Source organism: Paenibacillus thiaminolyticus (assembly GCF_003591545.1).
In the GTDB taxonomy this organism is placed as follows: Bacteria; Bacillota; Bacilli; order Paenibacillales; family Paenibacillaceae; genus Paenibacillus_B; species Paenibacillus_B thiaminolyticus_A.
The window spans coordinates 21,982-41,810 of sequence record NZ_QYZD01000001.1 but is presented as its reverse complement, the minus strand read 5'-3'; the positions used below and the strand labels follow the sequence as shown (position 1 = coordinate 41,810).

At 52.8% G+C, this 19,829-nt stretch carries 19 protein-coding genes and 1 pseudogene; 2 read left to right on the top strand and 18 right to left on the bottom strand.

Going from position 1 to position 19,829, the window contains the following annotated elements; genetic code table 11:
* Positions 1–301: 301 nt before the first annotated feature.
* From DQX05_RS00200 to DQX05_RS00190, 4 genes are all read right to left on the bottom strand, one after another.
* Positions 302–793, bottom strand: coding sequence for a carbohydrate ABC transporter permease (locus DQX05_RS00200; protein ID WP_259391709.1), 492 nt, complete (start codon positions 791–793; stop codon positions 302–304).
* Between the two features lie 192 nt (positions 794–985).
* Positions 986–1,954, bottom strand: coding sequence for a type 2 periplasmic-binding domain-containing protein (locus tag DQX05_RS00195; protein ID WP_259391708.1), 969 nt, complete (start codon positions 1,952–1,954; stop codon positions 986–988).
* Positions 1,955–1,964: 10 nt separating this feature from the next.
* The gene (locus DQX05_RS31560; protein WP_259391707.1) at positions 1,965–2,372 is read right to left on the bottom strand and encodes an extracellular solute-binding protein; all 408 of its coding nucleotides are present in this window, start codon (positions 2,370–2,372) and stop codon (positions 1,965–1,967) included.
* 78 nt (positions 2,373–2,450) lie between these two features.
* A complete protein-coding gene (locus DQX05_RS00190) occupies positions 2,451–3,191 on the bottom strand; it encodes a hypothetical protein (RefSeq protein WP_259391706.1) in 741 nt (246 codons plus the stop codon).
* Between the two features lie 296 nt (positions 3,192–3,487).
* Here DQX05_RS00190 and clpP point away from each other — a divergent pair, with 296 nt between their 5' ends.
* Positions 3,488–4,066, top strand: coding sequence for an ATP-dependent Clp endopeptidase proteolytic subunit ClpP (clpP, locus tag DQX05_RS00185; protein WP_119789876.1), 579 nt, complete (start codon positions 3,488–3,490; stop codon positions 4,064–4,066).
* 177 nt (positions 4,067–4,243) lie between these two features.
* Positions 4,244–5,290: a LacI family DNA-binding transcriptional regulator gene (locus DQX05_RS00180; RefSeq protein WP_119789874.1), complete on the top strand. Its 1,047-nt coding sequence runs from the start codon at positions 4,244–4,246 to the stop codon at positions 5,288–5,290.
* A 36-nt stretch (positions 5,291–5,326) separates the two neighbouring features.
* On the opposite strand, the gene DQX05_RS00175 is transcribed toward DQX05_RS00180, so the two are convergent.
* From DQX05_RS00175 to DQX05_RS00110, 14 genes and pseudogenes are all read right to left on the bottom strand, one after another.
* Positions 5,327–5,824 carry a DUF5110 domain-containing protein gene (locus tag DQX05_RS00175; protein WP_259391705.1) on the bottom strand — a complete coding sequence of 166 codons (498 nt, stop codon included), beginning with the start codon at positions 5,822–5,824 and terminating at the stop codon, positions 5,327–5,329.
* Between the two features lie 24 nt (positions 5,825–5,848).
* Positions 5,849–6,043, bottom strand: a pseudogene (locus DQX05_RS00170) (MgtC/SapB family protein); the annotation flags it as partial.
* An 87-nt stretch (positions 6,044–6,130) separates the two neighbouring features.
* A complete protein-coding gene (locus tag DQX05_RS00165) occupies positions 6,131–6,973 on the bottom strand; it encodes a sugar ABC transporter permease (protein ID WP_119789872.1) in 843 nt (280 codons plus the stop codon).
* A complete protein-coding gene (locus DQX05_RS00160) occupies positions 6,973–8,274 on the bottom strand; it encodes a carbohydrate ABC transporter permease (RefSeq protein ID WP_310735632.1) in 1,302 nt (433 codons plus the stop codon). Before DQX05_RS00160 ends, DQX05_RS00165 begins: the two co-directional genes overlap by 1 nt.
* Before the next feature lie 86 nt (positions 8,275–8,360).
* Complete coding sequence (locus DQX05_RS00155) at positions 8,361–9,653, bottom strand: extracellular solute-binding protein (RefSeq protein ID WP_119789870.1); 1,293 nt, start codon at positions 9,651–9,653, stop codon at positions 8,361–8,363.
* Between the two features lie 33 nt (positions 9,654–9,686).
* On the bottom strand, positions 9,687–10,310 hold the full coding sequence (locus DQX05_RS00150; RefSeq protein WP_119789869.1) for a histidine phosphatase family protein: 624 nt from the start codon (positions 10,308–10,310) through the stop codon (positions 9,687–9,689).
* 33 nt (positions 10,311–10,343) lie between these two features.
* Positions 10,344–10,994 carry a histidine phosphatase family protein gene (locus DQX05_RS00145; protein ID WP_119789867.1) on the bottom strand — a complete coding sequence of 217 codons (651 nt, stop codon included), beginning with the start codon at positions 10,992–10,994 and terminating at the stop codon, positions 10,344–10,346.
* Between the two features lie 309 nt (positions 10,995–11,303).
* Positions 11,304–12,338, bottom strand: a complete 1,035-nt coding sequence (locus DQX05_RS00140) for a LacI family DNA-binding transcriptional regulator (RefSeq protein WP_119789865.1) — start codon at positions 12,336–12,338, stop codon at positions 11,304–11,306.
* Between the two features lie 234 nt (positions 12,339–12,572).
* Positions 12,573–12,872, bottom strand: coding sequence for a hypothetical protein (locus DQX05_RS00135; RefSeq protein ID WP_119789863.1), 300 nt, complete (start codon positions 12,870–12,872; stop codon positions 12,573–12,575).
* A 695-nt stretch (positions 12,873–13,567) separates the two neighbouring features.
* Positions 13,568–15,172, bottom strand: a complete 1,605-nt coding sequence (locus DQX05_RS00130) for an extracellular solute-binding protein (protein WP_119789860.1) — start codon at positions 15,170–15,172, stop codon at positions 13,568–13,570.
* A 121-nt stretch (positions 15,173–15,293) separates the two neighbouring features.
* Complete coding sequence (locus DQX05_RS00125) at positions 15,294–16,205, bottom strand: carbohydrate ABC transporter permease (RefSeq protein WP_119789858.1); 912 nt, start codon at positions 16,203–16,205, stop codon at positions 15,294–15,296.
* A gap of 17 nt (positions 16,206–16,222) precedes the next feature.
* A complete protein-coding gene (locus DQX05_RS00120) occupies positions 16,223–17,179 on the bottom strand; it encodes an ABC transporter permease (RefSeq protein ID WP_087440262.1) in 957 nt (318 codons plus the stop codon).
* 18 nt (positions 17,180–17,197) lie between these two features.
* Positions 17,198–17,446, bottom strand: coding sequence for a hypothetical protein (locus tag DQX05_RS00115; RefSeq protein WP_147385135.1), 249 nt, complete (start codon positions 17,444–17,446; stop codon positions 17,198–17,200).
* Positions 17,447–17,527: 81 nt separating this feature from the next.
* Entirely contained in the window at positions 17,528–19,819 is a 2,292-nt protein-coding gene (locus tag DQX05_RS00110) for a helix-turn-helix domain-containing protein (RefSeq protein WP_119789855.1), read from the bottom strand.
* Positions 19,820–19,829 lie beyond the last annotated feature (10 nt).

The following is a 19,829-nucleotide window of genomic DNA, read 5'->3' as shown; positions in this document are numbered from 1 at the left end:
TGCTAGGTGCTGCGCAGCGTACCCTCAGTAGACCCTCACCTCAGGTACAGCGCACCACACTGCAGGACCCACCGCGGTACGCAGCCCGCCACGGCACAGGGCCCCAGATCCCGCTCACCGCCGTGTGCAGCACACACCTGTGCCCACGCCAAAAAGCAGCAGGCCTGGAATGCCTGCTGCAATGGCGCTAGCCCTTCACCGCGCCGAGCGTCAGTCCCTGCACGAAATAGCGCTGCAGGAACGGATAGAGCACGACAATCGGGAACGAGGCGAGCACGACCGTGGCCATCTGTATCGAGACTCACGGCGGGAGGGGCACGTTCGGATCGAGGTTGGAGAAAAAAATGGCTCCGGGGAGGAAAAGCGCCCACAGCGAGTTGATGAGCCCAGTCCCCTTCACGATCAGATAGGTCGGGATCATGTCGCCGCCGAACAGCATCGTGAACAGCACTAGGAACATGATGACCCGCCGGGCGCTGAACTGCGGCCGGGAGCATACATAAGCCAGCAGCGCCGTCAGAATAACGTTGATGAACGTGCCGACGACCGTCAGCCACACCGTATTTTTCAACGACAGGAAAAATATGCCCGTATCGAAAATGTAGCGGTAAGCCTCCGTCGTCCAGGTCGACGGCCAGAGGATGAACCGGCCGGACAGCGACTCCTCCGTGGTGGCAAACGACATCGCGAAGACGTGAATGATAGGCAGGATCGTAATGACCGCCAAAACGATGAGCAGTGTTACATTAATGAAATTGAACCACCGATCCCCGCTTCTTGCGCGCATTAACACAGATGTTTACTCCTTTCATGCCGCCATGCGCTTGATAGCTGCGCAACTGCGGTCATGTACTTTCGGCCACGCGCCTATGGCTGTGGACGTTCGCCTGCGGCTTCGCGCCGCGAACCGCGGCACCACTCGCCAGCCAGCGCACTCCAGCAACGCATGGCGGCTTTCGGAACTACAGCAGCGCCGGCTGAACGATCAGCCGTTCTTCCGCTTCTGGTACGCCTCGTTGAATTCCTTGATGACCTGCTCGCCACCTCTGTCCTTCCACTCTTGAATCACCTTGTCGTAATCGTCCACCGGACGTTCGCCAAGAATGATCTTATTCACTTGGTCCGTCAGGTACTGGTCAAGTTCTTTCCCTTTTTCACTGTATGTCGGCGAGAACAAGCCGACCGACTGATCGCTGTACGGCTCGCCTTCCATGGCTACCTTGAATGATTCGTCCTTCATTTTTTTCAGTTCATCCGTATCGTCCGGGTTGTAGATCCACTCTCCCTTGGCCGCATGGTTCGTCAGCAAATATTTACCCGTGCCTTCGGTCAAGCCTTTGTCCGTCAACATTTTCTCGCCGTTCTCTACTTTGAAATGCTCGTGCTCCACGCCCCATTTCATGAACCTAGCGCCCTCGTCGCCGATCTGATCGTCCAGGATGGAGAGCAGCTTCTTCGCCTTCCCCTCATCCTTGCCCAGGCTGGCCGGCATAACGAAGAACCCGTAGAAGCCGTGATACTTGCCGCAGCCCTTATAGCCGTCCGGGGCCGTCAGCGGTGGAATCGGGGCGACGCGGAAATCTTTATTGACGCTGTACGCTTTGTCGAACCAGCTCTTCGTGAAGGCGGTATACGTCCAGTTGCCGATAATGCCCGCTCCCGCTTTGCCGGTCTGGAAGTCCTCGCTGGTCTGCGCGCCATTCTTAATCGTATAATCCGGGGTGATGAGCCCCTCCTTGTAGCCTCGCGCCAGGAACGCTACCGCCTCCTTCGCGTTCGGCATCAAGTATCCGTGCGTAATCCCGCCCTGACCATCCTCGAACCAACCGAACCGGAGCGCCCGGTATAAGCCGAACAGTCCGTTGAACCCGCTGATTTTGCCGTCCAAGGCGAATCCGTACGTATCCTTCTTGCCGTTGCCGTCCGGATCGTTCTCCGCGAATGCCTTCATCACGGTATACAGCTCATCGTAGCATGTCCCAGATTTCCTGAGGAATCTTGCTCAGGTTCGGGTAGTCCTTGATGTAATCCTCGATCGGCAGGAACATACCGTTCCCCGCCCAGCTGAAGTAATTGGCGTTCGTATCCTCCAGCAGCATCAGATCCGGCATATCCCCCGAAGCGACCGTAACGCCGATCTTGTTCGCATAATCTCCCGCTGCGACCGGAATATATTTGAATTCGATGCCGTACCGCTCCTCGATCGCCTTGATGCCCGAGCTGTTCGTCGTCGGAGGCGCTGCGCCGTACAAGATATTCATAGCCGAGACGCTGTACTTCTTGCCTTCATTCCCCGCACTCTGTCCTCCGTCAGCATTCGATTCCTTGGTTCCTCCTCCGCTGCCGCAAGCCGTCAGCAAGCCGACAGCCATCGAACAGGCCACAAGGAGCGCTACGATTTTTTCCCCTTGAATTGCATGATTACATCCTCCCCCGATTTGATTGTGGAATCATGATGGGCACTCCATGATGTAAGCACTTACAACAATGGAGGCAACCCACGCTAGAATACGCCGCGCTCCCCTATCCGCTTCGCCAGCTTGTTGGCCCCGGTAGATCAGGATAAGCCCAATCAAGCCTTTCATCAGCCCGACCGCGGTCGAGAAGCTGAAGTTGCCGTTGGATTCTTTCCAGATGACCTGCATCACCAGCATGGACCGGAAGTTGTCGGGGTTGGACAAAATATCAATTTTGGACATTCCCATATCGACCAGCATGTTGTTCACGGCGCCATCGCTCTGGAACATCAGATAGAAGATCCCCGCCACGACGACCCAGGACAGAAAGTGCGGCATGTAGAAGACCGTTTGCAGCATCCGCTTGAACACTCTTTGCGTTACCTCATGGATCATAATCGCCAGAAATATCGGAATCGTGAAGGCAAATACAATCTGATACAAGCTGATAATCAAGGTGTTCAGAAAAATACGCCCGATATCCGGATTCTCGAAGATGCGGTAGAAATGCTTCAATCCGACCCACTTGCTGTCCCAGATGCCGAGCATCATGTTGTAATCCTTGAAAGCGATTACGACTCCGAGCATCGGCAAATATTTGTAAATGACGAAGAACAGCAGAACAGGCAGAGCCATGAGCCATAAATACTTTTCGTTCCACAGCGTTCTCCCGATGCGGCTCCATCTCCCTCTGGCGCGAGGATCGCAGATAGATGAGGGTGCTCCTGCTGACATTGGCGTCACCTCCTTTGTGCTCCTATTGTAGGTCACGCCTGAATGACACGGAAACGTTCACTTTTTGATGCTCATTTTTTGAGCCTTACTTCCGGGATTGCAAAAAATGATACACGCATCTATCCGAATCGTTGCTCAAAAAAAGCTGAAAAAACAGTTTGACCATCTTTGACTTTTGACTGACAATCCGATATGATAAGGATACGGTTCTTGTCATTCGCGGCAAAAGCATATTGTGTTTAAGAGGCCGTGAATTGGTTAATATTTAATGTTATTGATGCTGAGGAGGGATTATCGTGAGTTACGTTCCTATAGTTGTCGAGCAGACGAATCGAGGCGAACGGTCGTACGACATTTATTCCAGATTGCTGAAGGACCGCATTATTTTTCTCGGCTCCCAAGTGAACGATGTGGTGGCCAATTCGATCATCGCTCAAATGCTGTTCCTGCAGGCCGATGATCCGGACAAGGATATTCATCTGTACATCAACAGCCCCGGCGGATCCATTACCGCAGGGATGGCCATTTACGATACGATGCAGCATATCAAGCCGGATGTATCGACGATCTGCGTCGGCATGGCGGCGTCGATGGGCGCCTTCCTGCTGAATGCCGGAGCAAAGGGCAAGCGGATCGCGCTGCCGAACAGCGAGATTATGATTCACCAACCGCTGGGAGGAGCCGAAGGGCAAGCGACCGATATCGAGATTCGCGCCCGCCGCCTTCTCAAGATGCGAGACAAGTTGAATCATATTTTGGCGGAGCGCACGGGACAGCCGCTCGAACGGATCGAGAGAGACACCGACCGCGATTACTTCATGTCGGCCGAAGAAGCGCTCGAATACGGCCTCGTCGACAAAGTGCTTCACAAGTAATTCCGTCATCGTGCTATACATCATGAGATCAATAAGCTGCTCGTATCGCGACTGCGCATACGGCAGCTTTTTCTATGCCGCCATGTTGAATTGCCGATCGCTTTCATCGTATTATAAAATGATGAGCCAGAATAGGATTTGCAAATATGATGATTCCGTAGAAGAGGAGGCGGGGACTTGCCAACGGTAAGAGATATAGCACGTGCAGCGGGTGTATCGCCGGCGACCGTATCGCGGGTTCTTACGGGCAAAGGAAACACATCCTCCGAAGTGAATGAAAAAGTAGAGAAAGCGATCCGGGAGCTCGGTTATGTGCCCAGCCCCAAGGCGAAGCCTAACACACCAGCAGCCCAATCTCGCACTATCTGCTATACGATCGCGCGTGAACCTAGTGAAATTTTCGGGAATCCGTACTATTCCAATGTGCTTCTTGGTTTATCCAATGCGACTCAAAAATACGGATACGACTTGCAAATTTCCGCCTTTCGCTCTGTCGATCAGCAAATCGAGAAATGTTTGACGCTGTACCGGAACAAGAGAGTGGACGGATTTATTTTATCCGGGGTCATGTCGGCGGACAAAAGCTCGCTCATTCAGAGCCTGCAGCAGAATTCGATTCCGTTCGTCATGATTGGGCGCAGCCTGCAGCATAATATCTTTTGCATTCATAGTGATAATTTCCGGGACGGATATGTCACAGCCCAGCATTTGCTGGACGAGGGGTACCGGCGGATCGTGTTCCTGACCGAGAGTCTGGATGTCGATGTCGTGCGCGACCGGATCGGGGGGTACAAGCAGGCGCTTCACAGCAATGGCCTGGAGGCGGGAGACGACGGCGTCGTCTTGTGCGGCTCCGAAGAAGCGGACATGATTGCGGCTCTTGACGAGTACAACTCCGGCGGCAGATCCTTCGATGCCATTATCGCCGCGGACAGCGTATTGGCGCTCGGTGTATTGAAATATTGCCGGGATCGCGATCTGCGCGTGCCGGAGGATGTCGGCATCATCGGCTTCAACGATGCGGGCTTTCTCAGCAAGATCTCGCCGTCGATCAGCTGCACGACCATTCGCGGGGAGCACCTCGGACTGGAGGCGCTGGAGATGCTCATCGAACTGATGGACGACCCGGAGCGCATTAATAAGAACAAGACGGTCACGCTGCCTTCTGAGCTGATCGTGCGTCAATCGACCCAACGGAGAAAACATTCAACATCCCATACATGATAACAAAAGAGGGCGGAACGATCGCCCTCTTTCTCATTACCATTTTAATTCGATGGTGCGCTTGATCTTATCGTCTCGAACCGCGTTGACGACGTAATGGCGCCGCTCATCCACGTACCAGCCTTCCGCATGATCCTCCGGCTTCGCCTCCAGCCGCGTAAGCCCTTCGATAGCGACCGCATCCGGATCGAGGCCATGAAGATAGAAGCATAGCTTGCGGGAAGCCGGCTCATATCCCCTGTGCTCATACTCGAAGCCAAGGCTCAACCCGCGACCGGTGCATTCCACCCCCACGCGAAGCAAATTATAAGCGCCCTTCTCATAGGCATACGTCAAGCCGTCATCTTCATACAGCACATAGGAGGATGTCGGCGCCCCGCCGTACAGATGGAACAGCAACGACCCCTCCGTCTCATCGGCCGCATGCTGCTTCAGCGGCTCATGCGGAATGATCGCGCCGATCCCGCTCCGCTTCGCTGCGACCGTCCCTCCGTGCAATTTGTCCGGATGTATCGTCTCACTTGTCTGCATCATACCCTCTCACTTTCCGCACATCATTTCGACGAAGGCGTTGAACCCATAGATAGACAGCAGCATAATGAGCGAAGAGCCGATGCATACCAAAATATTGGTGCGGAATCCGGCGGCATGCTGATTCATCTCCCGCTCGAAGCCGATAATGCCCCCGAGCACAAGCGAGAGAAGCAGCCGCAAGCATATGCTAGCCGGATCCAATGTCCAAGGGCTTGTCATCGCATGTCTCCTCCCCGCCACTCCTGTTTTCTCATCTCTATCTTTTTACGAAAAAATCTTACGCTGCTCTGAATCTGGCTTGCTTCGTTATGATTTCGTCGCCCCCGCCGTCAACCCGGAAATGAGGTACCGCTGCAGGAACAGGAACACCGCGGCAATCGGAATGGCGATAAGCATCGAGCCCGCTGCGAACCGGGTGAAGTTGTTGCTGAACTCCTGATTGACCAGGTTGAACAAGCCTACCGCGAGCGTATAGTTCTCCGAACTGCGAATAACGATCCGCGGCAGCAGGAAGTCCATGAACGGCGTCATGAAATTGAACAAGGCGACTACGGCCAATATCGGCTTCGCTAGCGGCAAAATAATCTGGAAGAAAATCCGGAAGTGGCCCGCGCCGTCAATCTTCGCCGACTCGTCCAGATCACGCGGAATCGTGTCGAAATAGCCTTTGATCAGAAAAGCGTGCATCGGAATGGACGATCCGACATAGACCAGAATCAAGCCGGCCAGCGTATCGAGCAAACCCAGAATGTTCAGCAAAATATAAATGGCAACCATCCCCATCAATACCGGGAACATCTTGATTAGCAGAAGCGCATACAAGCCATGCTTGCGCCCTCTGAAGTTATAGCGCGAGAACGCATACGCCAGGAACGTCGTCACAATCAGCGACAGCACCGTCTTCCAGCTGGCGACAATCAGCGTGTTTTTGTACCACAGCAAATATTCGCTGTCCGGACTAGAGAACAGCCAGGAGTAGTGCTCCGTCGACCAGTTCTCGGGAATAATCTTGGCGCTGTATAAGCTGGTGCCCGGATTCAGCGAGACGCCCAAGGCCCATACGAGCGGATACACAATCACGATAAACATGAACAAAATGAATGCATAAATGCCGGTAAGCTCTAATCTCGATTTCCATCTCGTACTCATCAGACGCTGCCCTCCTCCTTGAACGATCGGGTTCTCCTGAATTGGAAAAAGGCGACGGTTGCCACAATCAGGCCCAATATAATGGAGATAACGGCCGCCATATTATAGTTCAACGTTTCAAAGGTAAGCTTGTACACCCATGAAATGACGATGTCCGTCGATCCGGCCGACTGCCCGCGAACCGGCGGTCCGCCTTGGTTGAACAAGTAGATCAGGTTGAAGTTGTTGAAATTACCCGTATATTGCATAATGAGCAGCGGAGCGGTCGCGAACAGAACATGCGGGAGCGTAATGTAGCGGAATCTTTGCCACTTGCTCGCTCCGTCGACCTCCGCCGCCTCGTACCAGTCGCTTGATATGCTTTGGAGCACCCCCGTGAACAAGGCGAACACGAAGCTGAAGCCCAGCCATACTTGAATAATTATGATGGCTACCTTGGTCCAGAGCGGATCGGACATCCAAGGAATGGACAGCCCCAACGGCCCCAAAATTTGCCGGTTCACCGCACCGAATTGATCATTGAACATGGCGGCGAACACGAGGATGGATACGAAGGAAGGAACGGCCCAAGGAAGAATGAGCATCGTTCGAATGAATTTTTTGAATTTGACGCGCTGGTCGTTCACGATTACAGCCAAGAACATGGCCAGGGAAATCTGCAGCGTCGTCGCGACGAATGTCCATACGAGCGTCCACGACAGGACGGAGAAAAACGTATTCCGCCAGATCGGAACGGAAAAAATATTTTTAAAGTTTTCAAACCCTACCCAATCGAGCAAAAAACGGGGCGGTGAATTGTAAATATTGTAATTCGTAAATGCTAAGGAAACCATGAACAACAGCGGCAATATCAGTACAAACGTAATCATGAAAATGCCGGGACCGACGAATAGATAAGGAACCCCTTTATCCCACGCCTGCTTGAAGCCTTCGCGAATCGTCGTGATCTTCCAGCCTTCGCGAATTTTCTGCGCGTCATTGCGCGCATCGGTCAAGTTGATCCAATAGAAGATGAGAAGAAAGACGGTCAAGATGAGCGAAATAATACCTTGAATGAGCAAAGAGCGGGAATCATCAACCCCTTCCAACGTCCCCAGCGTCATGAGCCCCCAATACCCAATGTTCAAAAAATCAGCGAACACGATGAAAAATGAGAGAAATAAAACCAAAAATAATGAACCCTTGATATATCTCCGGTTATACAGTTGCCCCAACCCCGGGATAATGGAGAGCTGCATCGCCAACTTCGGGTTATGCGCACTGATTTGCGGCTTGTCGGTTCGTGTCTGTTGTTCTCCCAATCTAATCAAGCCTCCTCGTTGACATCCGCAATGCGAATTCAAGCGGATGGGGATGCGGACCCGCACCCCAATCCGATAATCATTCCTTACTTATTGGCGTTATTGATCGCGATTTGTTCTTTGATTTGATCGACCGCTTCATCCAGCACCTCTTTGGCGTCCTGCCCTTGGGCCAGGAACACGAGCGCATTTTTCATCGGCTCCCATGTCTGGGAGATTTCCGGGTTATTCGGCGTTGGCGTAGCGAATGTGGACTGCTCGGCCACGGCTGAGAAGTAAGGATGCTTCGTAATGAGATCGCTTTCTAAAATGCCCGGACGTGCTGGAATTTCCCCGGCTGTCTGGAAATGACTCGCTCCGTTCTCGTCATTGGTAATGAACAAAGCCAGCTCGGTTGCCCACTCCTTATTTTTGGAGAATGGGGACAGCACCAGACCTTTGACGCCCAGGAAGGAAGGCGGGCGTTGACCGTTGGCCAGCTTCGGCAACGGCACGGCGCCCAGCTTGTCTCCCAGTGCCGATTCATAGTTTTTGATCGACGACGGTACCGAGACGACAGCGGCAACCTTGCCCTCCTTGAACAAGCCGTCGATGACGTCGCCGTTAATCGATGCCGGAATCAGCTTTTTTTCGAACCAGGATTGAATCAGATTCGCGCCTTGGACAGCGCCTTCATTATTCAGCCCGATATCGTCCGCGTTGTAGCCCGTAGCCGGGTCATACCCGAACACATAACCGCCGTTGCCCTGCAGGAACATGTTGGCGTAGTAGAAATTCGTCGCATCGAACAAGAATCCGTATTTATCCTTCGACGCGTCCGTGAACTCCAGCGCAAACTTCTCTAGCTCTTCCCATGTTTCTGGCGCATTTGGCATCAGCTCCTTGTTGTAGAACAAGGCGGTCGTCTCGACGACCATAGGCAGATTGTAGATTTTACCGTCAATCGTGACGGCCTTGATCGCCTCAGGCGAATACTGGCTAATCTGCTCTTCGCTGATCTGGAACGGCTCAGCCAGCCCTTGCAGCACGTTGCGGCCCATGGAGTTATGGGTGGCGCTCCACAGGTCAGGACCGCGGTCGGACGGTCCGTCGAGTGAGAACGCTTTCGCCTGTTCGCGCGGGTTGAATGGAATCACTTCCACATCAATGCCCGTCTTCTCCGTAAATTTCTGCGTAATCGCCCGGAGCGATTTCAATTCCGGCTCATTTTCCGGACCCCAGATTTTCAGATGCTCCGGCTTCGGCGGCATCTCCCCTTCTTGTTGCTGGGCCGTATCCGTATTCGGCTTGGCCTGTTCCGCCTCCCGCTTCGGCCCGCAGGCCGCAAGCGACAGGACGACGGTTAATGAGAGCAGCAGCAATACCATTTTCTTAGCCATACGTTAGTTCCCCCTTGAGATCATGGTTGAGATTTATTCGTATACGTGCTGACCGAGATGGTCTTTATGCAACGATTTACGCTCACATTGGCCTTGCGAATCGAGAATATAGTGCACGATCGCCGCGTTATATACGGGATGAATGTCCCCGGGATTGACGATCTGCTTCATATCCGCGGTCGTCTGGCCATGCCCGAATACCGCAATACGCGCATCGGTTCCGTAATAATCGGTCAGCTTCGCGTCGACGAACTTCTGCACGCGCTTGCGGACGATAGCATGATTCTCCGGCCAGGTTGGCCACCACTTGCGCTCCATATCCTGATACTCCACGAATTGGACATGCGGGAATTCCTCTACAATCTGCTGGCAGGCTTCCCAATCATAATCCCGGTAGTCCTTCCATTCTTCATTAAATATTTCGGACATTTCCGGTATGAGCACAATACCTAGACCCTGCGCTTTGGCAAGGGGCGTCGCGGTCTGAATGACTCTGCGCAGCGGACTGCAGAAGATGGCGTCCAGTTGGATTTCCTCGAAAAACGAAGGGATTTGCTCCGCTTGCCATCGTCCCACTTCCGACAAGCTGCAGTTCGGTCCGCCTCCTTGTCCAATATTCATGGTCGATTGTGCATGGCGAATGACATATAAGTGCATAGCTGATGTTCTCCTCTGTGTTGTGATAATCATTTATCCGTCCGGAGGGCTGCCGTTAGCCCGGCCCGCCCGTTCGAACGCTCCTTTCGGCAGATGCCCCGTATCGTTCAGCTTCATCAGCTTGGTCGCATGCTCGCCGAAGACGATGTGGTTCACCCCCGTATTTTCCTGGGGGAACCGGATATGTTCCGCTGATGCCATCCCGAGCGCTTCGCGAAGCAGATATTCATTGAAGTTCCCGTGACAAAATACCGCGATCCGCTCCTCGCTGCACGCCCGGAGCTTCCGCAGCGCTTCCTGCGCGCGCCGCCTGACGGTCTCGGGGCAATCGCCGCCCGGGCATTCCCATCCGTCCGTCTCCATCGTCTCCTCGAATACGGCTTCCGGGACCATCTCCAATAACAATTGCTGAGAAGGACCGGCGAACCGGCTGCCTTCCCTGACTTCATACAACGCTGTCATCACCTGAATCGGCAGACCGAGCAGTCTTGCCAGCGGCTGCGCCGACTGCATCGCCCGAATCAACGGACTGGAATAGATGGCGCTGATGCCCCGATCCCGCAAATATATCGCCACGCGCGCGGCTTGCGCATGGCCCTGCTCGGTTAGCGGCGAATCGGGCATATCGCGGTCCGGCAGCGTGTTGCCGACCGATTGTCCATGCCGTACAAGAAATAACTCCATAATCGCTCCCTGCTTATTCTGTAATCTGTGGAACCGCATGCAATCCGCTCTGCGACTGTAATGCCATCCTTCCCGCAGAGTTTTCCTTGAGTGCTGCCCATGGGTGTTGTCATTGGGCGTTGTCCTCAAGTGCTGTCCTTGGACTCTGTCCTTGAGCGTTGTCCTCAAGTGATTCCCATGAGCGCTGTCCTTGAGGTTATCGTCAAGTGCTGTCATTGGGCTCTGTCCTGAAGCGCTCTCATTGAGTGCATCTGTGCCCGCCTCTTCCCGGCCCGTTGCCGGCGCTTGATAGCGGGTAGTCAGGCCCCATTATGTGCCCTCGAAGGTCGATCTGGCGGTCGATTGACGAATCATAAGCTTCGATGGAAGCGTGACGTTTTTTTTGAGACTCATCGCCTGCGGTTCATTCATAATCTCATTCAGCAAATGAAAGGCTTCCGCGCCTAGGTTGGCCCCGTTCATCTCCACGCAGCTTAATGTCGGGGATACCTTGACCAGATAAGGGGCATCATTGAACCCGATAATCCCGACTTCCTGCGGAACGCTCAGCCCGGTCAATTGGCAGAACTTCAATACGCTGAGCGACATGACGCTGTCCATCGTAATGACGCTGTCTACGACGATGCCTTCGTCCAGTAGACGCTGCAGCGCATCTATAATATCCTCTTCTTCCGTGCCGACCTGCACGATGCGCTCGGGGCCCGCGTCCAGCCCGGCTTGCTGTACTGCCTGCCTGTAACCGGATATTCTCGCCGCAAATACATCAAGCTTCGTATCCTGTGTCAATACGACGAGCTTCCGGTAACCGGCGTCGATCAGATGCCGGGCGGCCATAAATCCGTCCCGCTGATTGTCGTTATGGACAGAGAATACGTCATGGCGGAACGTGCGGCCGATCATGACGAACGGAATATGCTCCTCATGGAAGGTCCGCAGCAGCCGCTCCTTGTCAGCGGACAAGATCCCGGTCAGAATAAGCCCGTCGACCTTGTGCTGCTTGTACAGCTGCACGCATTTCTCGATCTGACGATCGACGCTGTGGAACACCGCCAGCTGCAAATCCATGCCATGCTGCTCGACAGTGCTCGATACCCCATACAGAACGCTGTCGAAGAACGGGTTCCCGAAAATATCGGTCGAGTTCCGGGCGATGGTCAAGCAAATGGTCCTGCTGCCCGTGACAAGAGGGTTGGCGCCTCCGGGGCGAACATAGTTCGTCTTCCGAATCGCCATCTGAACTCTGGCCCGCACGTCTTCCGAGGTATTGCCTTTGTTCGATAACACTCTTGATACCGTTGCTGGAGATACGCCAGCCAATTTTGCGACATCCTTGATGTTGGCCACGAAATCCCCCCCGACACCCTATGAAACAAAAACTGAAACAAATGAAACACTTATTGTTTCATATTAAACCACATTTCTGTCGAATTGAAAAGAGAAAATGTCGGACTTGGCTTGAATTCTTTTATTTTATGAAAATAATGCTGATTTTGACGTATTTTCAGGAAACAAATCCGAATTTTGTTTCACAAAATAATGAAACAAGTTCACCTGATGTCACAATGACTGCGAGATGATTCATTGTTTCCGGGACATTTCTATGTCGCTATGTTCGGTTGTTTCCTCTGCCCACTTCCCACCTCCACCTCCACCTTCCACAGCCGAACCACGGCCCACCTCCACCCCCGCAAAGCTGCAAAAATACAGTATTTTCACAACCTCCGCTCCTCCAAAATAAAAATCCTGCAAAACGGCATCAATTACGCCCCCTTTCCGCTCAGACTGCGACAAAAAGGACAAATTCCTGCATTTGCGCAGGAATTTGCTCGATTTCACCCCCGACAGCGTTAAAATACTGTAAATTTGCAGGAATCTCACCACATCCCCCCCGATTGGAGCACCCTAGAGCATCACGCGGACCAGCCTCCCCTCTCCCTCGGCGGCAAAATAAAAAGCCATCCTCACCGCCACTGCTGACGAGGGAATGGCTATCTACCCATTTCACCTTAATCTTCATCTCCAGCTCTTTGAATAGTGACTATTATGCTTATCCATGTTCACGGTCAGCGTACGCCCGGCCGGGGAATTCCCCTCCATATTAGCGAACTCGCTAATGAAGCTGTTTTCCTTCAAGTTATCGCTCTGAATCGTATCGGTAATATACTAAGCTCCTCGATCATTAGTCTTACGAAGATATGTAGTGAAGTAGCTTACGGAAACCTTCGGCACTCATTAAAAAACCCCTCGCACACACGTTCGTATATAAAAATAAAAAAAGAGCCGCATCGCAAGCGACGCGGCATATATTATGTTCTAGGGGTAAACTGTAAACCATGAGAAAGATGAAACGGATGTCCTTGTTCAACGGATGATATCCGGCTGTCCAAGGTTCAATCGATGCAGGGCAACCCTCCTTTGCAAGAACTCATCTGTCATTCGGTCCATAATCAGAATACAATGGCTACATTAAAGAAAACTGAACCGAACCTTAAAATTAGATAAAAATGAGCATGGTGCCAAAAATAAACGGAACCCCGGAGGAATTCCCCCCCGGGGGCTCTGTGCATTACGGTTTAGTTCCCTGTGTTCCAACGGTCGTACGCCGCTTGATAGATTTCTACGATGCGGTCGCCGCCCATCTTTTTGCAAGTTTCGAGATATTTATCCCAGTTCGTCAACGGCTCTTGGCCTGTTACGAATTTTGCTTCCATTTGCTTCACGTACGTATCCAAGTCGGAACGGATGCTGGATACTTCCGATTGCTCGTCTTGCGACAAGTATACGCTCGGGAATGGAACCTTTGCGATAGGCAGAATCTTCTCATCTGTTTCCTTCTTCAGCCATGCGTCGAATTCGCCGGAGAAGCCGCGCTTCGTATCTTCGTTCGTAATCTTCGGTACGACAACGCCGTAGTCCGGAGTCAGCGTCGCGCGATACTCTTCACGGTCGCCGCCGCCTGGCACATCCAGCCATTTCTTCGTATGGTCGTCTTTATTCACATACTCCCACAGGATGCCTTCCGGACCGTTGCTGAGCAGCTCGGCGCCTTCCGTGGAATACAGGTAGTCTACCCAGCGCATCGTTGCTTCCGGATGCTTGTTTTTGTTCGTAATCGCAAAGGCGCCTTTCGCCAGACCCGGATGCTTCGCAGCTACGGCCTTCACGTCGCTGTCGACCGGGCGGTACATCGGATCGTCCATGCTTGGCTCGCCGCCGAGCGTGAAGTAAGCATGATAGTCAGAGAAGAGGCCGATCTGGTTGTTCTTCCCTTTCGCCTTTTTCTGCTCATTGGTTTGCGAGAACGTTTCTTTGTCAAGCAAGCCTTCGGTCCACAGCTTGTTCAGGAACGTCAAGTATTCCTTGTAGCCTGGCTCCATTGGCGTATAGTGAACTTTGTCCTGAGTATCGGAATAGATAACTTCGTTGTAAATGCCCCATGAGCCGAGCAGCCACATGCGGAGATCGTCCAGCTTGACGGAAGCGAGCGGAATCTCGTCTTGCTTGCCGTTGCCGTTCGGATCTTCCTCTTTGACACGCTTCAGATAGGTGTACAGCTCATCGATCGTTTTAGGGACCTCCATGCCAAGCGCTTTCAAAAACTTCCCGTTGTACCACAACGGTCCACGATACCAGCCGGCATCGAGATCGATGTTCGGCAGTGAATAAATATGTCCATCCGGCGTGGTAATCGATTTGCGGATATCCGGATTTTCGTCGAGAAGTTTCTTCAGATTCGGCGCGTACTCCTCAATCAAGCCTTCCAACGGAATGAGGACACCCTGTCCGCCATAATTGACTTCATCGGAATCTTGCAGCTGTCCGGAGAAGAACACGTCTGGATAGTCTCCGCTCGCGAACACGAGGTTTCTCTTTGTATCGAAGCTATCAGCCGGCGCATTGCGGAATTCGAACTTGATGTTCGTCTTTTTCTCCATTTCTTTGAAGAAGCCCATATCCTGCCAGTTCTGAATTCCGACGTCTTGCCCCATCATCGTCAACGTAATCGGTTCCTTGACGATCGGGAAGCCGTCCTTGCTGACATCGCTTGCGGATTCGCTGCTAGTATTGCCGCTGTTGCCTTCTGCCGCAGGCTTGTCCGAAGAGCCGCAAGCCGCCAGCAGGGTGAAGAGCATCGTCATGGACAGTAGAATCGCCCATGTCTTTTTGAGCTTTTGCATGCGTAGATCCTCCCTTTTGTGTTCATTATACGTTACCGGGTGAAGCACATATAATAAGCAAAGACTGGTAGTCTTCGTTATTATCCGATGAAGAGGAAGCGGACGGCTGATGCGTTGAACATCAGCCTTTGACCGAACCAATCATGACGCCTTGCACGAAGTAGCGCTGCAGGAACGGATAGACGACGATGACCGGCAAGGTCGAGACGATAATGACGGCATACTTGATGAGAGAAGCGACCTCCGCCTTGTTGTTCAGCGCAGCGGCGACCGAGCTGTTGACCGCCGCGCCGGTTGTCTCGGCCGACATCTCCTGCAGAACAAGAATCTGGCGCAGAATCATCTGCAGCGGATACTTCGCTTCATCATTCAAATAAATCAAAGCTCCAAAGTAACTGTTCCAGTGGCCTACCCCGTAGAACAAGGCCATGACCGCAATAATCGGCGCCGACAGCGGAAGCACAATTTTGATGAACAGCCTCATATTGGTGCAGCCGTCAATCTGAGCGGCCTCCTGAAGCTCATTCGGTATCGTCGACTGGAAGAACGTCCGGGCTACAATAATATTCCAGACCGATGCCGCGCCCGGCAGAATCAGCGCCCACATGCTGTTGATCAGGCCCAGGTTTTTGACGAGCAAGTAACCGGGAACCAGCCCGCCGCCGAAGAACATCGTCACCATGAACATGGCCATGAAGAAGTTGCGTCCGACGAAATCTTTGCGGCTCAAGGCGTACGCCGCGGGCAAGGTCACGATAAGGTTGACCAAGGTGCCGACAACCGTATAAATAATCGTGTTTTTATACCCGGACCAGATTTTGGCGTTATCGAATACCCTCGCATACCCTTCGAACGTAATCCCTTTCGGGAACAACCACATTTCTCCCGAGTTGACCAGCTTCGGATCACTGATGGATGCGCTGATGATATAAATAATCGGATAGGCGACGACAATGAATGCCAGTATCAGATAGATATAGTTGCAAAAGACAAACACTTTATCCGCTCTCGTTTCTTTCACGACAGAAGCCATCTGCTGCTCCCTCCTTCCTACCACAAGCTCGTTTCGCTTGTGCGGCGCGCGATTTGATTGACTGTAATGAGCAAGATAGCGTTAACCACCGAGTTGAACAAGCCGACAGCGGTGGAGAAGCTGTACTGGGCATCGACCAGACCTGAACGATAGACGAAGGTGGAGATGACGTCCGATGCTTCCATGTTGAGCGGGTTCTGGAGGAGCAAGATTTTCTCGAAGCCTACGCCGAGAATGCTGCCCATGTTCAGAATCAACAAGATGGTAATCGTCGGCACGATGGTCGGAATATTGATATTCCAGATGCGCTGCCAGCGGCTGGCGCCATCCATAATCGCGGCCTCGTGGAGCTGCGGATCGACGCCGGAGAGCGCCGCCAGGTAGATGATGGTGCCCCATCCGGTGCTCTGCCATACGCCCGACAGGACATAGACCGTCTTGAACCATCTCGGGTCCGTCAGGAAGGCGGCAGGCTCGAAGCCCAGAAACTCGATGATGTGTACAAGAATCCCCGTCGATGGCGACAAGAACGTAATGATAATACCGGCCATAACGACGACGGAGATAAAATGCGGCGCGTAGGTAACCGTTTGCACGGTTCGCTTGAAGAAGCCGTCTTTTACTTCATTGAATGCCAATGCAAGAATGATGGGAAGCGGAAACCCGATCGCCAGCTCGTACAAGCTGATGCTGAGCGTGTTCCACAGCAGATCCCAGAAATAGTAGGAGTTAAAAAACCGCTCAAAATGATCAAACCCTACCCAAGGGCTTCCTGTAATCCCCTTGGCCGGAATAAAGTTTTTAAACGCGATTTGAATCCCGTACATGGGACCGTAGTGGAAGATAAGAAAATAAAGAAATGCAGGGGCGATAAAAAGATACAATTCCCAAGTTTGCGCCATGCGCTTCCATACCGATTTCTTTTTGGCGGCCGGCATGTTCATCGTAAGAGCGCTGTCTGCGTTTCCTTGCATCGTCTCCACTCCCTCCTCTCAATTGATAGCAATATTCTTGATGTCTATAGGTTGTGCGCGGTCAGCTTGGCTGCCTCGCACCTTGCTAACGCTTACATGTAAAATTGTAGCCATCAGGCCATCGGGCCGTAAATATGTCGATTTCGCACTGTCAATTTCTACATCTTCGGCTGGCCTAGAAGAAGTCATTTCCTTATAAAGCGCTGTCATTTCCGTATTGGCCAGCGAAAGACAATAGGTCATTTTTGATGTGAACGTTCGCATCACAAAATCGACACATCCCCTTGCTTGGCAAGCAAAACGGCAGGCATTCTCTCCTTGCAGAGAAAATGCCTGCCGCTCTCATTGCTACTCCTCAATTGCGGATGAATGGCCTCCGGTTCCGTACAGCTTCCGATATTGTCCCGGCGTATGTCCGGTTTCTTTCTTGAATTTGCGGATGAAATTCGGCACATCCATATAACCGACCCGGATAATAATATCTTTGAGCGGTTCGTTGCCGCTCTTCAGATGGCGGATCACTTCATCCATACGGAGCTGCCACACATGCTGCGAGAACGTATGCCCGGTCTTCTCCTTAATGGATCGGCTCAAATAGGAGACGGAGACCCGGTACATCTCGGCCAGCTTCTCCAGACTCAGATCATATTCGCAATAATGCTCCGAGATATAAGTTACGACCTCGTCGGTCAACGAGCGCTGCTCCGACTCTTCCTGATGCTCCACTTGGCTGCAAATATAGACAACCAGCTCGCACAGCTTCGCCTCCAACTGCTCCAGCGTCTCGAACCTCGTCAGATCGGGCACCTGCTGCGCCGTCTCCGTCAAGCCCAGCTCAGAGGCCGTCTTCAGCACTGTATTCAGCACGTCGAAGCACATGCACCGCAGCAGCGGGATCGCCGGCTCTTGCTGCTGCAGCTTCCGGAACACCGCTCCGATCGTGTCGACCGCCACCGTCGCATTGCCCTGCTTCAAGCTCTGCGTCAGCTTGATGAGAGAATCTTTGGCGATCCAGAAGTTCTGATCCTGCTCATAGGTCAGATTCGAGAAGAACGTGACGCTGCCCTTGCCGTTCACGATCCGGTACTCCAGCGCCGATGCGGCTTCAATATAAGATTGGTTGAGCTGTTCGGGACTCGTGTACAAGCTGCCGATGCCCATCGTCGGAATTGCGGTCATATGCTCCTCGACAAGCTGGTGCACATCTTCCACGAGGGCCTCCATGCGCGCTTCATCATTCGCTTCCGCCCCCGCCTCCATGCTGATAATGAGCGCCAGCTGCTCGGTGTGGGACAGCTCGACGCCATAGGCCATGGCCCTCCCTCTCGCCAGTCCGAACTCCGTAAACTGCTGCACGAACGCTTCCCGTTCCTGCGCGGAAGAAATCCGATCTACCATATATTCCCATGCTATAATTATAACAAACATGCTCCTGCCCGAGAGGACAAGCCCTAATTGCTGCAGCATTTCCTCCGCATCCTCCCGGCTAGGGGCACCACGTTTCAATAACGTTAGCAAGTACTGATTCCGGGCATACGGCTCCTGCAGATCCACCTGATTCCGATAAGACATCAGCGTCTCCCGAATCCATTCCAGCTCCGACTTTCCATTGCTTCCGTCCTCCGCAGCATCATCAGACCCGCGCTTCAGATTGGCGAATTCGAGAAGATCGCGAATCGGGTGGTATTGCCGCTTGGCGAGTAGGATGGCCAGCATCGAGCCGAACAGAATCGTGACCGCGAAGATCATCAAAATAAAGATCTGGATATGAACGACGCGGCCGAAGAACTGCTTCGACGGCATCGCGGTGACATAAGTCCAGCCGTTGGAGTCCGACTTGACGGCGACGACGGATTGCCGCACTTCACCGAGCTGCTCCGTATGAATACCTGCCTCTACGGTGGCAAGCCGCCGCACCGCCCCCTCCTCCATCTCGCCGCCATGACTGGCGGCCGCCAGCACCCGGCCATCCTGATCGAAGATATAGGCAGTGCCCTGGAAATTGCTCAGAACGGCCTCCATCATCCCCGTCAGCATCGACTCTTCAATCAAGTAGGTGACGGTGCCATGCTTATAGCCTTGATTCGTAGGAATCGGCACCAGATAAGCCAGCATCCGGTTCTGGCCATGGCGGTTCACGGTCACCTGCTCGGTCGGGCGCATCGTCGGCACCTTCACGGCATTCAAGTCCCGAACGAACGTATTCTTGTTCCAGCTGGAGAAGTCGTACACAAAGTCGAACATCGTGTCGACCGACATCATTCCCCGGGAGGAGTAGATCACGTCATCCCCATGAAAATATAAAAACATCTCATTCACGATCGAGCTGTTGGCTTTATACTTATCCAGCGTATCAATCGCTTCCCCGCCAAAATAGTCGTGGCGCACCATATAAGGAGTCAGCTTGCTGTCGAAGCTGATCCGGGCCGCGATCTCCTCCAGCTCCTTCATCCGGCCATCAATATTCCGCTTCGCCTGCTCCAATTGACTGATGCTGGATTGCTCGATCTCGGATCGCAAGTTATTGACGGCGTTTTGATAAATAATAAATGTCATCACAATCAAGGGCACCAAAAAAATCGATAAATACGACAGTATATATTTAAACAACAGCTTGGATTTAAAATGATTCCATCGCATTCCCTATGGC